This is a genomic window from Mycobacterium aquaticum (assembly GCF_002086485.1).
Taxonomy (GTDB): domain Bacteria; phylum Actinomycetota; class Actinomycetes; order Mycobacteriales; family Mycobacteriaceae; genus Mycobacterium; species Mycobacterium aquaticum.
Map to the genome: position 1 here is coordinate 112,991 of NZ_MVHF01000005.1, position 18,690 is coordinate 131,680.

The following is an 18,690-nucleotide window of genomic DNA, read 5'->3' on the forward strand; positions in this document are numbered from 1 at the left end:
CTCCGGCGCCGCTGCTGGCCCGTGCTCCGACCCGATCAGCGCTGCCGGTGACGTTCCATCAGCGACACCTGGTGGTCGCGAACCGTCTGGCCTTCCTGCGGCAGCGCCGTCCAATGGCCGTCGTGCTGCAGTTGCCAGCACCGGGTGGCGGGGTCCATGGCTGATTCGAATACGTCGTTCAGTTGCGCGGTGAGCCGCGGGTCCTTCACCTGAGCCATCACCTCGACACGCCGGTCGAGATTACGATGCATCATGTCGGCGCTGCCGATCCAGAACTCGTCGATGGCGCGGAAGTGAATAATCCGCGAGTGTTCCAGGAAGCGGCCGAGGATCGACCGCACCGTGATGTTCTCCGAATAACCGGCGCCGTCTGGCCGTAGCGCGCAGATGCCGCGCACCACGATCTCGACGGGGACGCCGGCCTGCGATGCGCGGTACAACGCGTCGATCACCTGCTCGTCGACCAATGCATTGGCCTTCATGCGAATTCCGGAAGGCGCACCGTCCAGGTGAGCCGCGATCTCGCGGTCGATCCGCTCGATGATGCCCTTGCGCACGCCGCGCGGAGCCACCAACAGGTTGCGGTACGAATCCTTGCGGGAGTAGCCGGTCAGCGAGTTGAACAGATCCGTCAGGTCGGCGCCGATGTCGGGGTCGGCCGTCAACAGGCCCACATCCTCATACAGGCGAGCGGTTTTGGGGTTGTAGTTGCCGGTGCCGATATGGCAGTAGCGGCGAATGGTCGAGCCTTCCCGGCGCACCACCAGGCAGGTCTTGCAGTGCGTCTTGAGTCCGATGAGGCCGTAGACCACATGCACGCCCGCCTGTTCCAGTGCGCGCGCCCACTTGATGTTGGCCTGCTCGTCGAACCGGGCCTTGATCTCCACCAGCGCGACGACCTGTTTGCCCGCCTCGGCCGCGTCGATGAGTGCGTTGACGATCGGCGAGTCGCCCGACGTGCGGTACAGCGTCTGCTTGATGGCCAGCACATTCGGATCGGCGGCGGCCTGTTCGATGAAGCGCTGCACGGTCGTTGAGAACGAGTCGTACGGATGGTGGACCAGGACATCGCCGTCGCGCAGCGTCGAGAAGATACTCTTGGGCGTCTCTCGCTCGCCGAAAGCCGGTGGCGTCGCAGGCACGAACGGCGGGTCCTTGAGATCGGGACGGTCGACACCGTAGATCTGCCACATGGTCGACATGTCGAGCAGTCCCGGCACCTGGATCACGTCGCCCGGATCGACGTCGAGCTCACGCAACAACAGCTCCAGCATGTTGTCTGTCATGTCGTCGGCAACCTCGAGACGGACCGGCTTGCCGAAGCGACGGCGGGCCAATTCGCGTTCCAGCGCCTGCAGCAGATCCTCGTCGCGGTCTTCTTCGACCTCGAAGTCCGCGTTGCGGGTGATCCGGAAGGCATGGTGCTCCACGACTTCCAGGCCCGGGAACAACACCGGGAGGAATGCGGCGATGAGCGCCTCCATCGGCAGGAACCGCACCACCTGCGGCGCGTCGGCAGGCGGGGGCAGTTGCACGAAGCGGTCGACGTTGTCGGGCACCTTGATTCGGGCGAAGTGCTGACCGCCGTCGTCGGGATGGCGGACGGTGATCGCCAGGTTGAGGCTCAGCCCGCTGACGAACGGGAAGGGGTGCGCGGGATCCACCGCGAGCGGCGTCAGGACCGGGAACACCTGCTCGTGGAAGTAGGTGGAGAGCTTGTCGCGTTCGGCCGCGGTGAGTTCGGCCCACGTGACGATGACGACGCCTTCTTCGGCGAGCTGCGGGCGAACCGAGTTGAGGAAGACCGCGGCGTGCCTGCTGGCGATCTGCTGGGTGCGCTCGTTGATCCGGCGCAGCTGCTCGCGCGGGGACAACCCGTCGGCCGACCGCACCGACAATCCCATCTCGTCACGGCGTTTCAGACCGGCGACCCGGACCATGTAGAACTCATCGAGGTTCGACGCGAAGATGGCGAGGAACTTCAAACGTTCCAGCAGGGGCAGCGATTGGTCGGCCGCCAGCGCGAGCACGCGGGCGTTGAAGTCCAGCCAGCTCAGCTCGCGGTTGAGATAACGGTCCTCGGGCAGCGCGTTGTCGACGGCGGGGGAGGTGGCCGCCGGGGGCGCCTCGGGTGTCGAGTCGGCACCGGCTGACGGTTCCGACCCGTTCGAGGTGTCGCCGCGATCGGTGTCGTCGGCCCGTACGGTCGGCTCGGCTTCGGTGGCTTCGCTCACCTGTCCGATCATTCCCTATCGGCCAGCCGTCCGGCTACCCGCGCTAGTGATGTCGCGCGAGGGTTTTCGCCGTGGCCGGTCCCACCCCCAGCCGCCGCGCTGCAGACAGATCGTCAGGTGTGTCTATGTCGCACCGCAGCCCCGGCCAGGCGCCGGTGAGTTCGATGGCGCCGGAGTGCCGGTGGCGCGCAGCGGAATCGGCGCCGAACTCCGGTCGCAGGGGCACCCCGAAGGCGAACAGCGCGGAGGTTCCCGTGCCGTGCCGATCGCCGACGAAGCTGCGTGGGTGCGCCTGCGCCACGGCGAGCGCGCCGGCCAGTTCCTGCGGTTGCAATGCGGGTAGATCGCCTTGCAGCACAACGATATTCGGTGAGGTCCCGCGGAGTTCACGCTCTGCTGCGGTGATCGCGTTGTTCAGCGGGTTGTGGTGCCCGGCGGGCGTCGGGTCGGAGATCACCCGCGCGCCCAGTTGCAGCGCGGCGTCTGCGGCGTCCTCGTCGGGTGTGACGACGGTGACAGCGGCGACCGCCGACGCCGCGGTGATGGTGTCGACGAGCATGGCCAGCACCACCGCTTCCCGGGTGGACGCGGAAAAGATCGGAGCCAGACGGGTCTTGGCCGCCGTCAGCCGCTTGACAGCGATCACCAGCGCGACCTCGGCGTCCGGCGTGGTGCCGGCGGAGTGGGTACCGCTCATGCCAGCCATCCTGCCAGCCGGGCCGCTGCCGCCGCGTACCCGCGCGCAGCGGCTAGGGTGATGCCGTGGTGGAGGCTGCGGTAATGGGCGCCGGCGGGTGGGGCACGGCGATTGCGAAGGTACTGGCGGACGCGGGTAACCCGGTGACAATGTGGACACGACGTCCGGAAGTCGCCGAAGAGATCAACACCCAGCATCGCAACGGGGAGTACCTCGGCGACGTCGTCCTGCCGCAGGCGATACGGGCCACCAGCGATCCGGCGGAGGCGCTGGCAGGCGCCTGCACAGTGTTCCTGGCGGTGCCTGCGCAGCAGCTGCGGGCCAACCTCGAGGGCTGGAAGCACCTGATCGGTGACGACGTCACGCTCGTGAGCCTGGCCAAGGGCATCGAACTGGATTCGCTGATGCGGATGAGTCAGGTCATCGTCCAGGTCACCGGCGCCGATCCGTCCCGGATCGGCGTCGTCACCGGGCCGAACCTGGCCAGCGAGATCGCCGCCATGCAGCCGGCCGCGACGGTGATCGCCTGCAGCGACTCGGGGCGCGCAGTCGCCTTGCAGCGGGCGATGGCCACCGGGTACTTCAGGCCATACACCAACTCCGACGTCGTCGGCGCCGAGATTGGCGGGGCCTGCAAGAACGTCATCGCGCTGGCCTGCGGGATGGCAGTCGGTGTCGGCCTGGGGGAGAACACGATCGCCGCGATCATCACCCGCGGGCTGGCCGAGATCATGCGCCTGGGCATCGCGCTGGGCGCCAAGCCCGCAACGTTGTCAGGATTGGCGGGAGTCGGCGATCTCGTCGCAACCTGCACCTCACCGCGCTCGCGCAACCGCACGTTCGGCGAGCGGCTGGGCAAGGGGGGCACCATGGAGTCGGCACTGCTCGCGGCGGGCGGACACGTCGCCGAAGGGGTGTCGTCGTGTGAATCGGTGTTGGCCCTGGCGTCCAGCTACGACGTCGAGATGCCGCTGACCGAAGCCGTCCACCGGGTCTGTCACAAGGGCTTGTCGGTACACGAGGCCGTTGCACACCTCCTGGGACGCAGCACCAAACCGGAGTAGAGATGATCGAAGGCACCTACGGCGATTCCACCCGCAGCGTCAAAGCCGTTGGGTCCGAATCGATCCCGGGCGTACCGGTGGCGCCGATGCCCGTTCCGGCGTCGACCTACCACCTGTCGCCCGACGAGACCGAGCCGTTGGACAGCTATGGGCGCAGTTCCAATCCGTCCTGGCGGCAACTGGAAACGGCGCTGGCCGAACTGGAAGGAGCGTCCGCGGCGCTGACTTTCGGGTCCGGTATGGCGGCCATCACTTCGGTGCTTCGGGTCCTGGCCAAGCCGGGTTCGACGCTCGTCGTGCCCGCTGACGGCTACTACCAGGTTCGCCGGTACGCATCGGAATATCTTGCCCCGCAAGGAGTTACCGTCATCGAAGCCGATGCGGGCGAGATCTGCCAAGCCGCCGCGAAGGCGGATGTGGTGCTGGCCGAGACACCGGCCAATCCCGCGCTGGACGTCGTCGATCTGCACCGGCTGGCGCTGACCTGCCGGGGCCGCGGCGCCACGCTCGTCGTCGACAACACCACCGCGACCCCGCTGGGCCAGCAACCGTTGTCGCTGGGCGCGGACCTGGTCGTCGCCAGCGCCACCAAATCACTGTCCGGCCACAGCGATCTCATCGCCGGGTACGTCGCGGGCAGCCAGCCCGAGCTGATGGCCGCGGTGGAACGCGACCGGCTACTGGCCGGGCCGATCCTGGGAGCGTTCGAGGCCTGGCTGGTGCTGCGCAGCCTGGGCAGCGCCGGGCTGCGCTTCGAGCGGCAGTGCCAGAACGCGCAAGCGCTCGCGGTGATGCTGCGCAACCACCCGAGCGTGCGATCGGTGCGCTACCCGGGGCTGCCCGACGACCCCTCGCACGATCTGGCTGCCGCGCAGATGCAGCGCTTCGGGGGCCTGGTGTCGATCGAACTGGCCGACGCCGCGGCGGTGCATGCGCTGGTCGAGCGCAGCGCACTGCTGATCGCCTCGACCAGTTTCGGCGGGATCCACACCTCGGTGGACCGGCGTGCCCGCTGGGGAGATCCGGTGCCGGCCGGGTTCGCCCGGATATCGGCAGGCATCGAGGACACCGACGACCTGATCGCCGACGTCAGTCAGGCCCTGCGGTAGAAACCGCAGGTCAGGACGCGCTGAGGTTTGAGGTCTGCCCAGGGCGGTAGCCTCTCTAGGTTGTGACTGTCCGCAATCAGCCCGGATCCCGGATCCGCGTCGCCGTCGTGTACGGCGGACGCAGCTCCGAACATGCGATTTCCTGCGTCTCGGCGGGCAGTATCCTGCGCAACCTCGACCCGGAGCGGTTCGAGGTGGTCGCCGTCGGAATCACGCCCGAGGGCTCCTGGATGCTCACCGACGGCAGGCCGGAGACCCTGGCGATCACCGACGGTCAGCTGCCCGGCGTCACCGACACGTCCGGCACCGCGCTGGCGCTGCCGGCCGACCCCCGGCACAGCGGCCAGCTGCTGTCGCTGGGTTCCGGGCCCGGACAGGTCCTGGCGTCCGTCGACGTCGTGTTCCCCGTGCTGCACGGGCCCTACGGCGAGGACGGCACCATCCAGGGCCTTCTCGAGCTGGCCGGCGTGCCGTATGTCGGCTCCGGGGTGTTCTCCAGTGCCGCCGGTATGGACAAGGAATTCACCAAGAAGCTGCTGGCGGCCGAGGGCCTGCCCATCGGCGACCACGTCGTGCTGCGGCCCAAGGACGCCACCCTCGATCTCGAGGAGCGCGAGCGGCTGGGGCTGCCGGTGTTCGTCAAGCCCTCCCGCGGCGGATCGTCGATCGGGGTGAGCCGTGTGACGGCGTGGGACGAACTGCCCGCCGCCATCGAGCTGGCCCGCCGCCATGACCCGAAGGTCATCGTCGAAGCCGCGATCCCCGGCCGCGAGCTGGAATGCGGCGTGCTCGAATTCCCCGACGGCTCAGTCGAAGCCAGCACCGTGGGAGAGATCCGGGTGGCCGGCGTGCGGGGTCGCGAGGACGGCTTCTACGACTTCGCCACCAAATATCTGGTCGATGCCGCCGAGCTGGACGTACCCGCCAAGATCGACGACGACACCGCCGAGGAGATCCGTAGCCTCGCGGTGCGTGCATTCACCGCGCTCGACGGCCAAGGTCTGGCCCGTGTCGACTTCTTCCTCACCGACGACGGTCCGGTGATCAACGAGATCAACACCATGCCCGGGTTCACCACCATCTCGATGTTCCCGCGCATGTGGGCGGCCAGCGGCGTCGACTATCCGACCCTGCTCGCGGCAATGGTCGATACGGCGCTCGCCCGCGGCACTGGCCTGCGCTGACGTTCAGCGCACGCGAGGAGCACATTCAGTTCTCAGCGCGCCGGAGCCGGATCCAGCGGGCGGGCAGACATGGTGCGGGTGATCTGCGCCGAGATCAGCTGAATGGGTGTTGGCCCGGACCCTGCTGGCAGCGTCAGCGCGACGTAGACGGGCCGGTCGACGGCGTACCAGGTGCTCCGCGCCTGGTCGGGCGTGCCGGCGGGCGCTGCGCCCGGCGCCGCTCCCTCGTCGGCCACCCGAAACCACTGCACATCGTCGACCAGCTGCAGGGGCGTGCCCACGACGAAATCGGCGGGGCGTTCCAGGCCGCAGCGCAGGATGACCGGTTCGGTACCGGATTCGCCCTGCCACGCCGCGGTCCCCGGCGGGGTGGGCTCGACCGTGGGCGCGCGCAGGAAATCGCCCAGCTGCTCAGGCAGGCCGTTGAGCAGGGCGCTGCATTCAGGGCTTTGCGCCTGCGGGGCCGGAACCGAGGAGATGGCCACCGGCGGGTGGTCCGGGGACTGCTGGCGCGCCGCCGCGATGCCCAGCACGGTGATCAACACCGACACCGCCACCACAACCGCCGCTATGAGCAGCGCGCGGGGTGGGCCGTCGGAGGTGTGCGGGTCGGTCACGCCGCCAACTCTATGGCTGAGCTCCGTTGGCGATCGGGCAGGTGAGCGTCCGGGTGATCCCGGTGACCTGCTGCACACTCGGGACCACGTCGGACTGCAGGACCGCCAGCGTGTCGGCGCCGACGCGCAAGACCACGTCGTAGGGGCCGGTGACATACTCCGCCGACAGCACACCGGGCAGGACCGCCAGTGCCTTGGCGACGACCTCGGCGCGGCCCACCTCGGTCTGGATCAGCATGTAAGCCTCCACCACCTGCTCTCTCCTCCGTGTCGCTGCATAGACTCACTCGCCGCAGACAAACAAACTACCGCAGGTCCGCCCGGTGTTCAGAGCACGGCCGCGACCGGTAGGAGGGGGCTATGGCCGGCGCAAAATCGGGCGGGCACGACCCGGACACTCTGGCCGGCGTCGGTGAGTTCGCAGTCATCGATCGCCTGGTGGCAGGACGGGTACAGCCCGAGTCAGTGGTGCTCGGGCCGGGCGACGACGCCGCGCTGGTGCTCGCCGGTGACGGTCGCACCGCCATATCGGTCGACATGTTGGTGCAGGACCGGCACTTCCGGCTGGACTGGTCGACCCCGCACGACATCGGTCGCAAGGCCATCGCGCAGAACGCCGCCGACATCGAGGCCATGGGCGGGCGGGCCACGGCGTTCGTGGTCGCGTTCGGCGCACCCGCCGACACCCCAAGTGCCGCAGCGGTCGAACTCGCCGACGGGCTGTGGGACGAGGCGCGCCGGCTGGGGGCAGGCATCGTCGGCGGTGATCTGGTGCGGGCCCCGCAGTGGGTCATATCGGTTACGGTCCTGGGCGATCTCGACGGCAGGCCTCCGGTGCTGCGCAGCACCGCCCGGCCCGGTGACACCGTTGCCGTGATCGGTGAGCTGGGGCGATCGGCGGCGGGATATGCACTGTGGCACAACGGAATCAGCGATTATCCCGAGTTGCGTCGTAGGCATCTGGTGCCGGAGCCGCCGTACGGTCAGGGGGCGGTCGCAGCGCGTGCGGGCGCCACCGCGATGACCGATGTGTCCGACGGTTTGCTCGCCGATCTGGGCCATATCGCCACCGCGTCCGGGGTCGTCATCGACCTGTCTGCCGCGGCGCTCGACACCGACCGGGCCGCGGTCGCGGGTGCTGCCGAGGCGACCGGCGACGATCCATTGGAGTGGGTGCTCGGCGGCGGCGAGGACCACGCCCTGGCTGCCACCTTCCGCGGCTCCCCGCCGGACGGCTGGCGCGTGATCGGGCGGGTGCTCGACGGTCCGGCGGCGGTGCTGCTCGACGGCGACGCGTGGGCGGGAAACGCGGGATGGCAGTCGTTTGATTGACGGCTGACGCTAAGTTGGTTTGTCGTGACTGCGGGTGCGAGGGGCGATTCGACGGTGGCGGACGCGAGGAGCAATTCCAAGGTGGCGGACGCGAGGAGCAATTCGAGAACTGCGCGACCTATGAGTGAACTCGTCGAGGACGGGTGGGCGCGGGCGCTGGAGCCCGTCGGTCCGCAGGTGGCGCAGATGGGGGAGTTCCTGCGCGAAGAACTCAGCGCGGGCAGAAGGTATCTGCCTGCCGGACAGAATGTCTTGCGCGCCTTCAGCTTTCCGTTCGACCAGGTGCGGGTGCTGATCGTCGGGCAGGATCCCTACCCGACGCCAGGACACGCGGTGGGTCTGAGCTTCTCGGTCGCTCCCGACGTGCGGCCGTTGCCGCGCAGCCTGACCAACATATTCACTGAGTACACCGAGGATCTCGGCTTTCCGCAGCCCAGTACCGGCGACCTGACCCCGTGGGCCGAGCGTGGTGTGCTGCTGCTCAACCGCGTACTGACCGTGCGGCCGGGCACTCCGGCGTCGCACCGCGGCAAGGGTTGGGAAGCGGTCACCGAATGCGCCATCCGGGCTTTGGTGGCGCGGGATCAGCCGATGGTGGCGGTGCTGTGGGGACGTGATGCGTCGACCCTGAAACCGATGCTGGCCGAGGGCGATTGCGCGATCATCGAGTCCGCGCACCCGTCACCGTTGTCGGCATCGCGAGGATTCTTCGGGTCGAGGCCCTTCAGCCGAGCCAACGAACTGCTGCGGCAGAAGGGTGCCGAACCCATCGACTGGCATCTGCCCTGACGGGTGCCGCCGCTCACGGCATCGGCACGCCGGGTGGCGACGGGATCGCCGGAGGTGCCGGGATCGCCGGAGGTGCCGGGATGGCAGGTGGCGACGGGATCGCCGGCGGAGCTGGGATGGCCGGAGGTGACGGGATCATGACAGTTCCGTTGCCACCACCCGTGGTGGTCTCCTCCGGGGGTGCCGTCGGCGCGAGCGAGACCGTGGTCTGCTCGGGCGGCGCGACGGCAGGGCTCGACGTGGTGCTTGAGGTCGTCGACGTCGTGGTTTCTGTGGTCGGCTGATCGCCGGACTTGTTGCTCCCGCACGCCGACAGCGCCAAAGCGGCGGCTAGCATGCAGGCGCATCCGTACAGGAACCGACCGGAGAAGCGAAGAGGGCTCATGATGGCAGGAGGTACCCTGCCGCCCCGACGGTTAAACGACGACCGAACGCGCGACCGCCCGCGCTTTCGCGCGAGCGGTCAGCGATTTTGGTCGTCGTCTTCGCGTAGGCGCTCAGCCGTGCTGGTTTCGCCTTCGCGCGAGCGCTCAGCCGCGCGAGACCTTGCCGGCCTTGATGCAGGAGGTGCAGGCGTTCACGCGCTGCTTGTTACCGCCCGGGCGTGCCACGGCACGGACCGACTGAATGTTCGGGTCCCAGCGTCGGTTGGTCCGCCGATGCGAATGCGACACCGACTTGCCGAAGCCCGGCGCCTTCCCGCAGATATCGCACACGGCAGCCATATCAACAACTCCTTGAAATCAGTTCTTGGGGGTCTGGGTTTGGTCGCCGCAAAACTGCGCGGCTCGACCCGACAACCTGACCAGGATACCGAGAGGCCTGGGTATCGCCAAAATCGCCGGTGAGCGGCGTGTCAGGTTATGCACAGGACCCGATGGTCTGATCAGCATTGTCGCAGGCACTGGCTAGGCTGACGCGCACGGCGGCCATGCCGCACGGCATGTGTTCTCAGGGGAACGGCTCGGGATCTGGAGGGGGTTCGGTGGCTGCTGGACGGCTCGATGCCTCCGCTCTGCGGGCGTGGGCGCACACCGCCGTCGGTGACCTGATCGCGCACACCGACGAGATCAATCGGCTCAACGTGTTCCCGGTGCCCGACGCCGACACCGGCACCAACATGCTGTTCACGATGCGCTCGGCGTGGGCGCAGGTGGATGCCCAACCGGCAGGCGACGTCGCGCAAGTGGCCGCCGCACTGGCTGCGGGTGCGCTGCAGGGCGCCCGCGGGAACTCCGGGGTGATCCTGTCGCAGATCTTGCTCGCGGTCGCCGAGGTGGTCGCGTCTGCCGCGGCGCAGCGCGACGGTGATCTCTACGACATCGACGGTGTGCTCTACGGCGCGGCGCTGCGGCATGCCGTCGCGCTCGTCGTCGCGTCGATGGGCGAGCCGGTGCCGGGCACCATCGTCTCGGTGCTGCAGGCCGCTGCGGGTGCTGCCGAGCACTGCGCCGCCGATGGCGCCGAACTCGGCGCGGTCACCGTGGCCGCCGCGGATGCCGCTGCCGCGGCACTGGACCGGACACCGCATCAGCTCGACGTGCTCGCCGAGGCAGGCGTGGTCGATTCTGGTGGCCGCGGCCTGCTGGTACTGCTGGACGCGATGGCAGCCACGATCGCCGGGCACACGGCGCGGCGCCCGACGTACCAACCGTCGGCCGAGCCGGCGCTTCCGGCCGCAGGCACCTCGGCTCCGCCGCAGTTCGAGGTGATGTATCTGCTCAGCGGATGCGGTGCCGACGCCGTCGAAGGATTACGGGCAGCTCTGGACCAGCTGGGCGAGTCGGTGACCATCGCCACCTCCGGCAGTAACGAGTTCTCGGTCCACGTGCACGTCGACGACGCCGGTGCTGCCGTCGAGGCGGGTTTGGCAGTGGGCACGCTGAGCCGCATCCAGATCACAGCGTTGCTCGGCGGCCCGGACACGCGTCCCGCGGGCGGCTGGGCCAAAGCGCGGGCGGTGCTGGCCGTTGTCGACGGAGACGGCGGAGCCGAACTGTTCGCCGGCGAGGGCGCGGCCGTGCTGCGGCCCCAGGCGGGTGAGGCGATCAGTGCCAAGCAACTCCTGCGGGCCCTGGTCGACGCCGGAGCCGCACAGGTGATGGTGCTGCCCAACGGGTATGTCGCCGCCGAGGAACTCGTCGCGGGCTGCACGGCCGCCATCGGCTGGGGTATCGACGTGGTGCCGGTGCCGACCGGCTCGATGGTGCAGGGGCTGGCAGCGCTGGCCGTCCACGACGGCGATCGGCAGGCCGTCGACGATGGTTACACCATGGCCCGCGCGGCCGCAGGCGCCCGGCACGGTTCGGTCCGCGTGGCCACCGAGGAGGCGCTGACGTGGGCAGGCACGTGTAAGCCGGGCGACGGCCTCGGGATTGCCGGCGACGAGGTGCTGATCGTCGGCCCCGACATCACCACTGCGGCGGCCGGCCTCATCGATCTGCTCCTTCTCGCCGGCGGCGAGTTGATCACGGTGCTGACGGGTGACGGTGTGCCCCCCGAGGTGGGCAGGGCGCTGCAGGAGCACGTGCACCGTGAACATCTCGGAGCCGAATTGGTGACCTACCACACCGGCCACCGTGGCGACGCCCTGCTGATCGGAGTCGAGTAGTGGCCACCCTCGCCGACCGGCTGGATCTCGTGATCGGGGCCAAGTCGGCCAAGCCACTCGAGGAGCACTTCGGTATCCGCACCGTCAACGATCTGTTGCGGCATTACCCCCGCAAGTACAGCGACGGCATGACGGTTCGCGGCGAAGGTGAGGCACTCGATCTGGAAGAGGGTGAACACGTCACCTTCATCGAGGTCGTCACGGAGACCAAAGAGGGGACCATGAAGCCGGTCTTCGACAAGAAGACCGGACGACAGAAGACCCGCAAATGGATGCGCATCACGCTCGGCAAGCACCGGCCGGCAGTCACCGCAACGTTTTTCAATGCGGGGTGGATGGTCGGCAAGCTTCCGGTCGATACCAGGCTCATGCTCTCCGGTGAGGTCAAGTACTTCCGCAACACCCTGCAGCTGGACCATCCGGCGTTCCTGGTGCTCGACTCGCCGTTGGGCAAGCAGTTCGGTACCAAGTCGCTGAAAACCATTGCGACCGCCTCCGGGGCCAGCGGCGAGGACATGCTGGCGGCGTTCGAGCGGGAGTTCTTCCCGATCTACCCGGCCTGCGCCAAGGTGCAGAGCTGGGACATCTACTCCTGCGTGCGGCAGGTGCTCGACGTACTCGACCCGGTTCCCGATCCGTTGCCGGAATCCTTTGTTCGGCAACGGAATCTGATGACCGAAGACGAGGCGCTACGCGCGGTTCACCTGGCCGAGAATGCGGCGCAGCGCGATCGGGCGGCCGAACGGCTGACCTATGACGAGGCCATCGGACTGCAATGGGGTCTGGTGGCCCGGCGCCACGGTGAGTTGAGCGAGTCGGGTCCGCCCGCGCCGCGGACCGACGACGGGCTGGCCGCCGAGTTGTTGCGGACGCTGCCGTTCGAGCTCACGGTGGGCCAGCGCGAGGTGCTCGACGTGGTGTCGGAAGAACTCGCTTCGACCCGTCCGATGAACCGGATGCTGCAGGGCGAGGTCGGCTCCGGCAAGACCATCGTGTCGGTGCTGGCGATGCTGCAGATGGTCGATGCGGGCTACCAATGTGCACTGCTGGCACCGACGGAAGTCCTTGCCGCCCAACATGCCCGGTCGGTGCGCGACGCGTTGGGGCCGCTGGCGATGGCGGGCGAGCTCGGCGGGGCCGAGCACGGCACGCGGGTCGCGCTGCTGACCGGATCGATGTCGGCGCAGCAGAAGCGCCAGGTGCGCGAGGAGGTCGCTTCGGGTGCGGCAGGCATCGTGATCGGCACCCACGCGCTGCTGCAGGACGCGGTCGAGTTCGCGAATCTCGGCATGGTGGTGGTCGACGAGCAGCACCGGTTCGGCGTCGAGCAGCGAGATGCCTTGCGCGCCAAAGCCCGTGAGGGCTTGACCCCGCACCTGCTGGTGATGACGGCGACCCCGATCCCGCGTACGGTCGCCCTGACCGTGTACGGCGACCTGGAGACGTCGACGCTTCGGGAACTGCCACGTGGCCGCCAGCCCATCACCAGCAACACCATCTTCGTGTCGCAGAAGCCGGCCTGGCTGGACCGGGCGTGGGCGCGGATCCGCGAGGAGGTGGCCACCGGCCGCCAGGCCTACGTGGTGGCGTCGCGCATCGACGAATCCGACAAGGACACCAAGGGCGGCAAGGACGGTAGGCAGGCCGGCCCGCCGCCGGTCACCGTCATCGAGCTGTTCGAGGGGCTGCAGCGTGGGCCTTTGGCGGGGCTGCGGCTGGGCCTCATGCACGGCCGGTTGTCCGGCGAGGAGAAGGACGCGGTGATGGCGGCGTTCCGCGCAGGCGATCTCGACATCCTGGTGTGCACCACCGTCATCGAGGTGGGCGTCGACGTGCCCAATGCCACGGTGATGGTGGTGATGGACGCCGACCGGTTCGGCATCAGCCAGCTGCATCAGCTCCGTGGCCGCATCGGTCGCGGCCAGCATCCCAGCCTGTGCCTGCTGGCAACTCGGCTGCCCGAGACGTCCAAGGCGGGGGAGCGCATCAAGGCGGTCGCGGGCACGCTCGACGGCTTCGCTCTCGCCGACCTCGACCTCGACGAGCGGCGCGAGGGAGATGTGTTGGGGCTCAACCAGTCCGGGCGAACCATTAATCTGCGCTTCCTGTCGCTGCGCGAACACCTCGGGGTGATCACCGACGCCCGGGAGTACTGCGAATCGCTCTACGAGACGGATCCGAACAACGCGGGGATGGCCTTGCTGGCAGCGCAGTTCGTCGAGACCGACCGGGTCGAGTATCTGGACAAGTCATGAACCGGCTGGCGTGGCTGGCCGTCGCGGTCGCGTTGACCGTGATCGTCGCGATTCAGGTGGTGTTGTCGGCGCAGCGGTCCAGCCGGTTCGTCGCCGAGGCCGATGCGCCGACGGTGGCGGCGGGCACCGACGTGCTGGCCGGGATACCCGAGATTCCGGTTCGGGTGCGGGGCAACGACTATCGCCGCGCCGCCTTCGGTGAGGCCTGGGATGACGACAACAGCGCCCCGGGCGGGCACAACGGCTGCGACACCCGCAACGACATCCTCAACCGCGACCTGGTGGACAAGACCTACGTCGCCATCAAGCGGTGCCCGACCGCCGTGGCGAGCGGGACACTGCACGACCCGTATACCAACGCGGTGGTGGCGTTCGTCCGTGGCAACCAGGTCGGTGCAGCGGTCCAGATCGACCACATCGTGCCGCTGGCACTGGCCTGGGATCTGGGGGCTCGTGCCTGGCCCGACGACCTGCGACTGCGGTTCGCCAACGACCCCGCCAATCTCCTTGCGGTACAAGGGCAGGCGAATCAGGACAAGGGCGACCAGGAACCTGCGCGGTGGATGCCGCCCAACCACGCGTTCTGGTGTCAGTACGCGGTGGCATTCGTCGCGGTGTTGCGGGGTTACGGCCTGCCCGTCGATGCGCCCTCGGCGGCCGTTCTGCGCGAAGCCGCCGGGACCTGCCCGACGGGCTAGCAGTAGTGGCGAATGGCCACTTGCGCACCCGTTTGCCCGAATCCGCGTGTACTAGAGGTCGAGCAGCCAGTTCTGGCCGTTGAGGTCCTGCCCGAAGCTGTGGTGAGGTTCTTCATCGATGAGTCGAAAACCGAACCCCTGGTAGATCTTTCGAGCTGAGGTCAGTACGTCGTTGGTCCACAGCGTGACCTGGCGGTAGCCCGCGTCGCGCGCGAACCGCAAGCACTCGTCGACCAGGCGCCCACCCAGTCCCAGCCCCCGAGCGCGCGGCGCGACCAGCAAGATCCGTAGCTTCGCAACCCCGGGCTCGTCGCCTGCCACGCAGAAGATGCACCCCGCCCGCTCGCCGTCCACCTCGGCGATCCAGCCCGCTTCTCGTGCCGGATTATGTTGTGCGGCAAAGTCGGCCACGATCCTGGCGACCAAGGCCTCGAAATCGATGTTCCAGCCGAACTGTTCGTGGTAGATCTCGCCGTGGGCCATCACGACCCGTCCGAGATCACCCGGGCGGTCCACGCGGCGCACCACGATCCGTGACTGCTCGACACTCAACGACATCGCCGCACCTCCGATCGTGGAACAAATCACTGACACACTCGTTTCAGTAGCGCTAGGCTACCAACGTGGCCACGGATCCGACAACCCCGTCCGCTCGGCAGATCGAACTTCTCGAGAGCGCTTATCGGTACGCGCTGACCCATGGTCTGGCCGAGATGTCGTTGCGGCCGTTGGCGACGGCGATCGGGTCCAGCCCACGGGTGCTGCTGTTCCTGTTCGGCAGCAAGGACGGCCTGGTACGCGCGCTGCTGGCGCGGGCCCGCGCCGACGAGCTGGCCCTGATGGACCGCCTACGCAACGCCGCTGACTCCGATCGCGTCGGATTCGGCGCGGCCGTCGAACAGATCTGGGGGTGGCTCGCCGCCGACGAGCATCAGCCGCTGCTCAAACTGTGGGCCGAGGCCTATGCGCGCTCACTGGTGGAACCTGACGGAGCGTGGGCGGGTTTCGCGCGTGACACGGTCGAGGACTGGCTGGCAGTCTTGGCGGAATATCAAGCGCCGCAAGAGAAGCGCAGTGCCGACGGGATCGCGCGTCGCACCCTGGCGCTGGCCGTGCTGCGCGGCGGCCTGCTCGATCTCCTGGCCACCGGTGACAAGGACCGGGTCAACCGAGCGGTCCGTGTCCACCTGGCGACATTGGGCACCGACTGACGGCGAGCAGACATGGCGGCACCGCAACAGCGGCGTGTCGCGGACCTGAGCGTCTGCTCGCCGGAGAAAAGTCGCGCCGGAGATAGTCGCGCCGGGGCTAGCCGGTGTAGGTCGCGGGGTCGGGCCGGAAGCGGGTGCCGTCGTCGAGCCCGTTGAGGGTGCTCATCTCGTCGTCGGTGAGTTCGAAGTCGAACACGCCGAGGTTGGAGGCGATCCGGTCGGGATTGGTCGACCGGGAGATGACGATGTTGCCGAGTTGCACGCTCCAGCGGATCAGCACCTGGGCCGCGGTCTTGCCATGCGCTTCGGCGACGGCGGTGATGGCGGGGTTGTCCAGGAGATTGCCGACGCCGAGCGGGCTGTAGGCCTCGGTGGCGACGTTGTTCTCGGCGTTGGCCGCGCGCCAGGCGCTCTGATTGAGCAGCGGGTGCAGCTCGATCTGGTTCACCGCCGGCGTGTAGAAGGTCAGGCCGATGATGGTCGACAGATCTTCAGGGCTGAAGTTCGCGACCCCCACCGAGCGCGAGACACCGTCTTCCTTGATCTTCATCAGGCCGCCCCAGCTGTCGACGTACTTGCTGGTGTCACCGGCGGGCCAGTGGATGAGGTAGAGGTCGACGTAGTCCAGGCCCAGCCGTTCGAGGCTGGCCCGGGCGGCGTTCTGCGACGACTGGAACCCCTGGTCGACGGTCGCCAGTTTGGTGGTGACGTATATCTCCTCGCGCGGGATTCCCGACGCGGCGATCGCGCGACCGACCCCGGCCTCGTTGCCGTAGGAGGCCGCGGTGTCGATCAACCGGTAGCCCGCCTGCAACGCGTCCGAAACCGCCTGCTCGGCTTCGGAATCCGACAGCGCTCCCACTCCCAGACCGACGACCGGAATCGTGTTGCCGTCATTGAGAGTGATGGTGGGAATCGCCGCCCCGCCCGATGGGGTCATGTCACCTACCCTGTGAAATTGAAGGTTCGAGGATCGGGTCCCAAGCGGGTGCCGTTTTCCAGCGTCGCGATGGACGCGATGTCCTGCTCGCTGAGCTCGAAATCAAACACGTCGAAATTGCTCGCAATCCGTTCGGGGTTCACCGACTTGGGGATGACGATATTACCCAGCTGGATATGCCACCTGATAAGCACCTGGGCCGGCGTTTTCCCATGTGCGGCGGCGATCTCGGTGATGACGGAATCGGCCAGCAGCGAGCCCTGGCCCAGCGGGCTCCACGCCTCGGTGGCGATCCCGAGCTGGGCATGAACCTCGCGCAGTTCCCGCTGCGGCAGCAGCGGGTGCAGTTCGATCTGGTTGACCGCGGGCACGATGCCGGTGGAGTCGATCAGGATCTTCAGGTGCTCCGGTTCGAAGTTGCTCACACCGATCGAGCGGATGCGGCCCTGATCCCGCAGATGGGCGAACGCCTTGAAGGTGTCGACGTAGGCGTTCTTGGCGGGCACCGGCCAGTGGATCAGGTAAAGGTCCAGGTAGTCGACGCCGAGCCGGCCCAGACTTGCCTCGAATGCGGCCAGGGTGGCGTCGTAGCCCTGGTCGCTGTTCCACAGCTTGGTGACCAGGAACACCTCGTCGCGCGGCACGCCCGCGGACGCCAGCGCCCTACCCGTCTCGACCTCGTTCTGATAGGCCGCGGCAGTATCGATGTGGCGGTAGCCGGACTGCAGAGCAGCGGTGACCGCGCGTTCGGTCTCGTCTGGAGGGGTCTGCCAGACACCCAGGCCGACCTGGGGTATGGAATTACCGTCGTTGAGTGCGACGCGTGGGTTCACAGAGGGAGCTGCCATGAGTGAAAGTCTGCCAGGCCGGGGCACTGCCAAGCAGGTCCTGATCCACCGGGCGACGAAGCTCACGTTCGCTGCGTTGCCACGTATCCCCGAACGGAGCAAACGGGTTCTGCTCGGCCGCCACCCGGTCGAACTGGACGGCAACACCCTGGACTCCACGCTGCAGATGCTGCTCTTGGCGCAGCGCGCTGCCGGACTGGGTGGTCTGGTCGGCGACTTCCGGCCAGGCGGCGTCGAAGCATCACGCGCTCAGCTGCGGGCACAGGCCGCCCTGTTGAGCCCGCCGATCCGCGCCGACGTCTCCGAGATGTCGATTCCCGGGCCGGCAGGGCCGATTCCGGCACGGCACTATGTGCCGGACGGATCAGGACCGGCCCCGACCTCGGCGCTGCTGGTGTTCTTTCACGGCGGCGGGTTCGTGCTGGGCGACTTGGACACCCACGACAGCCTGTGCCGGCTGATCTGCCGTGACGGCGGAATCCAGGTGCTGTCGGTGGACTACCGGCTGGCTCCGGAACACAAGGCCCCGGCCGCCGCCGAGGACGCCTATGCGGCCTACCAGTGGGCTTTGCAGCACGCCGCAGGCCTGGGTGCGACGCGCATCGTGGTCGGCGGGGACAGCGCGGGCGGCAATCTGGCCGCCGTGGTCAGCCAGCTGGCCCGCGCCGACGGTCTGCCCCTGCCCGACCTGCAACTCCTGCTCTACCCGGTCACGGATTTCTCCAGCCAGACGCGCTCGCGGACGCTGTTCGCCGATGGATTCTTCTTGACCAAGCGCGATATCGACTGGTGCTTCGAGCACTACCTTGGGGGCTCGGACGTCAGCCCCGAGGACCCGGTGGTATCCCCGCTGCTCACCGAGGACCTGTCGGGATTGCCGCCTGCCCTGGTGTTCACGGCAGGCTTCGACCCTCTGCGCGACGAGGGCAATCGCTACGCGGCGGCTCTGAAGGAGGCCGGAGTGCTGGTCGATCTTCGCGAGGAACGCTCGTTGATCCACGCCTTCGGCAACTTCTTCCCGCTGGGCGGCGGCAGTGCCACGGCAACCACGGCGATGATCTCGGCCCTGCGGGCGCACCTCAGCCACGCCTGAGGCCCACG

19 protein-coding genes are annotated in these 18,690 nt (G+C 68.2%); 10 read left to right on the forward strand and 9 right to left on the reverse strand.

All coding sequences use genetic code 11. The features are described 5' to 3' along the window. Window positions 1-35: 35 nt before the first annotated feature. Complete coding sequence (locus tag BST13_RS07450) at window positions 36-2,246, reverse strand: RNA degradosome polyphosphate kinase (protein WP_083162173.1); 2,211 nt, start codon at window positions 2,244-2,246, stop codon at window positions 36-38. A 31-nt stretch (window positions 2,247-2,277) separates the two neighbouring features. Further along, a complete protein-coding gene (gene cofC / locus BST13_RS07455) occupies window positions 2,278-2,931 on the reverse strand; it encodes a 2-phospho-L-lactate guanylyltransferase (RefSeq protein WP_083162174.1) in 654 nt (217 codons plus the stop codon). A gap of 83 nt (window positions 2,932-3,014) precedes the next feature. Between cofC and BST13_RS07460 the strand changes: the two genes are divergently transcribed. From BST13_RS07460 to BST13_RS07470, 3 genes are all read left to right on the forward strand, one after another. After that, a complete protein-coding gene (locus BST13_RS07460; protein ID WP_083162176.1) occupies window positions 3,015-3,995 on the forward strand; it encodes an NAD(P)H-dependent glycerol-3-phosphate dehydrogenase in 981 nt (326 codons plus the stop codon). Between the two features lie 5 nt (window positions 3,996-4,000). Beyond that, complete coding sequence (locus tag BST13_RS07465; RefSeq protein ID WP_083162518.1) at window positions 4,001-5,104, forward strand: cystathionine gamma-lyase; 1,104 nt, start codon at window positions 4,001-4,003, stop codon at window positions 5,102-5,104. Between the two features lie 62 nt (window positions 5,105-5,166). Beyond that, entirely contained in the window at window positions 5,167-6,288 is a 1,122-nt protein-coding gene (locus BST13_RS07470; RefSeq protein WP_083162178.1) for a D-alanine--D-alanine ligase family protein, read from the forward strand. A 32-nt stretch (window positions 6,289-6,320) separates the two neighbouring features. On the opposite strand, the gene BST13_RS07475 is transcribed toward BST13_RS07470, so the two are convergent. Then, a complete protein-coding gene (locus BST13_RS07475) occupies window positions 6,321-6,905 on the reverse strand; it encodes a DUF3515 domain-containing protein (protein ID WP_083162180.1) in 585 nt (194 codons plus the stop codon). Window positions 6,906-6,915: 10 nt separating this feature from the next. Then, window positions 6,916-7,158, reverse strand: a complete 243-nt coding sequence (locus tag BST13_RS07480) for an Lrp/AsnC ligand binding domain-containing protein (RefSeq protein ID WP_083162182.1) — start codon at window positions 7,156-7,158, stop codon at window positions 6,916-6,918. Window positions 7,159-7,265: 107 nt separating this feature from the next. Here BST13_RS07480 and BST13_RS07485 point away from each other — a divergent pair, with 107 nt between their 5' ends. Together BST13_RS07485 and BST13_RS07490 are read left to right on the forward strand one after the other, a co-directional pair. Next, a complete protein-coding gene (locus BST13_RS07485; protein ID WP_083162183.1) occupies window positions 7,266-8,237 on the forward strand; it encodes a thiamine-phosphate kinase in 972 nt (323 codons plus the stop codon). 120 nt (window positions 8,238-8,357) lie between these two features. Continuing rightward, window positions 8,358-9,026, forward strand: coding sequence for a uracil-DNA glycosylase (locus BST13_RS07490; protein ID WP_083162185.1), 669 nt, complete (start codon window positions 8,358-8,360; stop codon window positions 9,024-9,026). A 13-nt stretch (window positions 9,027-9,039) separates the two neighbouring features. On the opposite strand, the gene BST13_RS39025 is transcribed toward BST13_RS07490, so the two are convergent. After that, window positions 9,040-9,363 carry a hypothetical protein gene (locus BST13_RS39025; protein WP_158087120.1) on the reverse strand — a complete coding sequence of 108 codons (324 nt, stop codon included), beginning with the start codon at window positions 9,361-9,363 and terminating at the stop codon, window positions 9,040-9,042. 193 nt (window positions 9,364-9,556) lie between these two features. After that, window positions 9,557-9,751, reverse strand: coding sequence for a 50S ribosomal protein L28 (rpmB, locus tag BST13_RS07500; protein WP_019969600.1), 195 nt, complete (start codon window positions 9,749-9,751; stop codon window positions 9,557-9,559). Between the two features lie 260 nt (window positions 9,752-10,011). On the opposite strand from rpmB, the gene BST13_RS07505 reads away from it, so the two are divergent. Genes BST13_RS07505 through BST13_RS07515 form a run of 3 tightly spaced genes read left to right on the forward strand, consistent with a single transcriptional unit; the run spans window position 10,012 to window position 14,590 of the window. Next, the gene (locus BST13_RS07505; protein ID WP_083162189.1) at window positions 10,012-11,637 is read left to right on the forward strand and encodes a DAK2 domain-containing protein; all 1,626 of its coding nucleotides are present in this window, start codon (window positions 10,012-10,014) and stop codon (window positions 11,635-11,637) included. Then, window positions 11,637-13,892: an ATP-dependent DNA helicase RecG gene (gene recG, locus BST13_RS07510; RefSeq protein WP_083162191.1), complete on the forward strand. Its 2,256-nt coding sequence runs from the start codon at window positions 11,637-11,639 to the stop codon at window positions 13,890-13,892. The genes BST13_RS07505 and recG overlap by 1 nt, the downstream gene beginning before the upstream one ends. Further along, window positions 13,889-14,590, forward strand: coding sequence for an HNH endonuclease family protein (locus BST13_RS07515; protein WP_083162193.1), 702 nt, complete (start codon window positions 13,889-13,891; stop codon window positions 14,588-14,590). The genes recG and BST13_RS07515 overlap by 4 nt, the downstream gene beginning before the upstream one ends. 51 nt (window positions 14,591-14,641) lie before the next feature. Here BST13_RS07515 and BST13_RS07520 read toward each other — a convergent pair whose 3' ends face one another. Next, a complete protein-coding gene (locus BST13_RS07520) occupies window positions 14,642-15,148 on the reverse strand; it encodes a GNAT family N-acetyltransferase (protein ID WP_083162195.1) in 507 nt (168 codons plus the stop codon). 65 nt (window positions 15,149-15,213) lie between these two features. Here BST13_RS07520 and BST13_RS07525 point away from each other — a divergent pair, with 65 nt between their 5' ends. Beyond that, window positions 15,214-15,801: a TetR/AcrR family transcriptional regulator gene (locus BST13_RS07525; protein ID WP_083162197.1), complete on the forward strand. Its 588-nt coding sequence runs from the start codon at window positions 15,214-15,216 to the stop codon at window positions 15,799-15,801. 97 nt (window positions 15,802-15,898) lie between these two features. Here BST13_RS07525 and BST13_RS07530 read toward each other — a convergent pair whose 3' ends face one another. Next, the gene (locus tag BST13_RS07530) at window positions 15,899-16,741 is read right to left on the reverse strand and encodes an aldo/keto reductase (RefSeq protein ID WP_083162199.1); all 843 of its coding nucleotides are present in this window, start codon (window positions 16,739-16,741) and stop codon (window positions 15,899-15,901) included. Between the two features lie 5 nt (window positions 16,742-16,746). Further along, window positions 16,747-17,574, reverse strand: coding sequence for an aldo/keto reductase (locus tag BST13_RS07535; RefSeq protein WP_083162201.1), 828 nt, complete (start codon window positions 17,572-17,574; stop codon window positions 16,747-16,749). Between the two features lie 13 nt (window positions 17,575-17,587). Here BST13_RS07535 and BST13_RS07540 point away from each other — a divergent pair, with 13 nt between their 5' ends. Next, window positions 17,588-18,682: an alpha/beta hydrolase gene (locus BST13_RS07540; RefSeq protein ID WP_083162203.1), complete on the forward strand. Its 1,095-nt coding sequence runs from the start codon at window positions 17,588-17,590 to the stop codon at window positions 18,680-18,682. The last annotated feature ends 8 nt before the right edge of the window (window positions 18,683-18,690 follow it).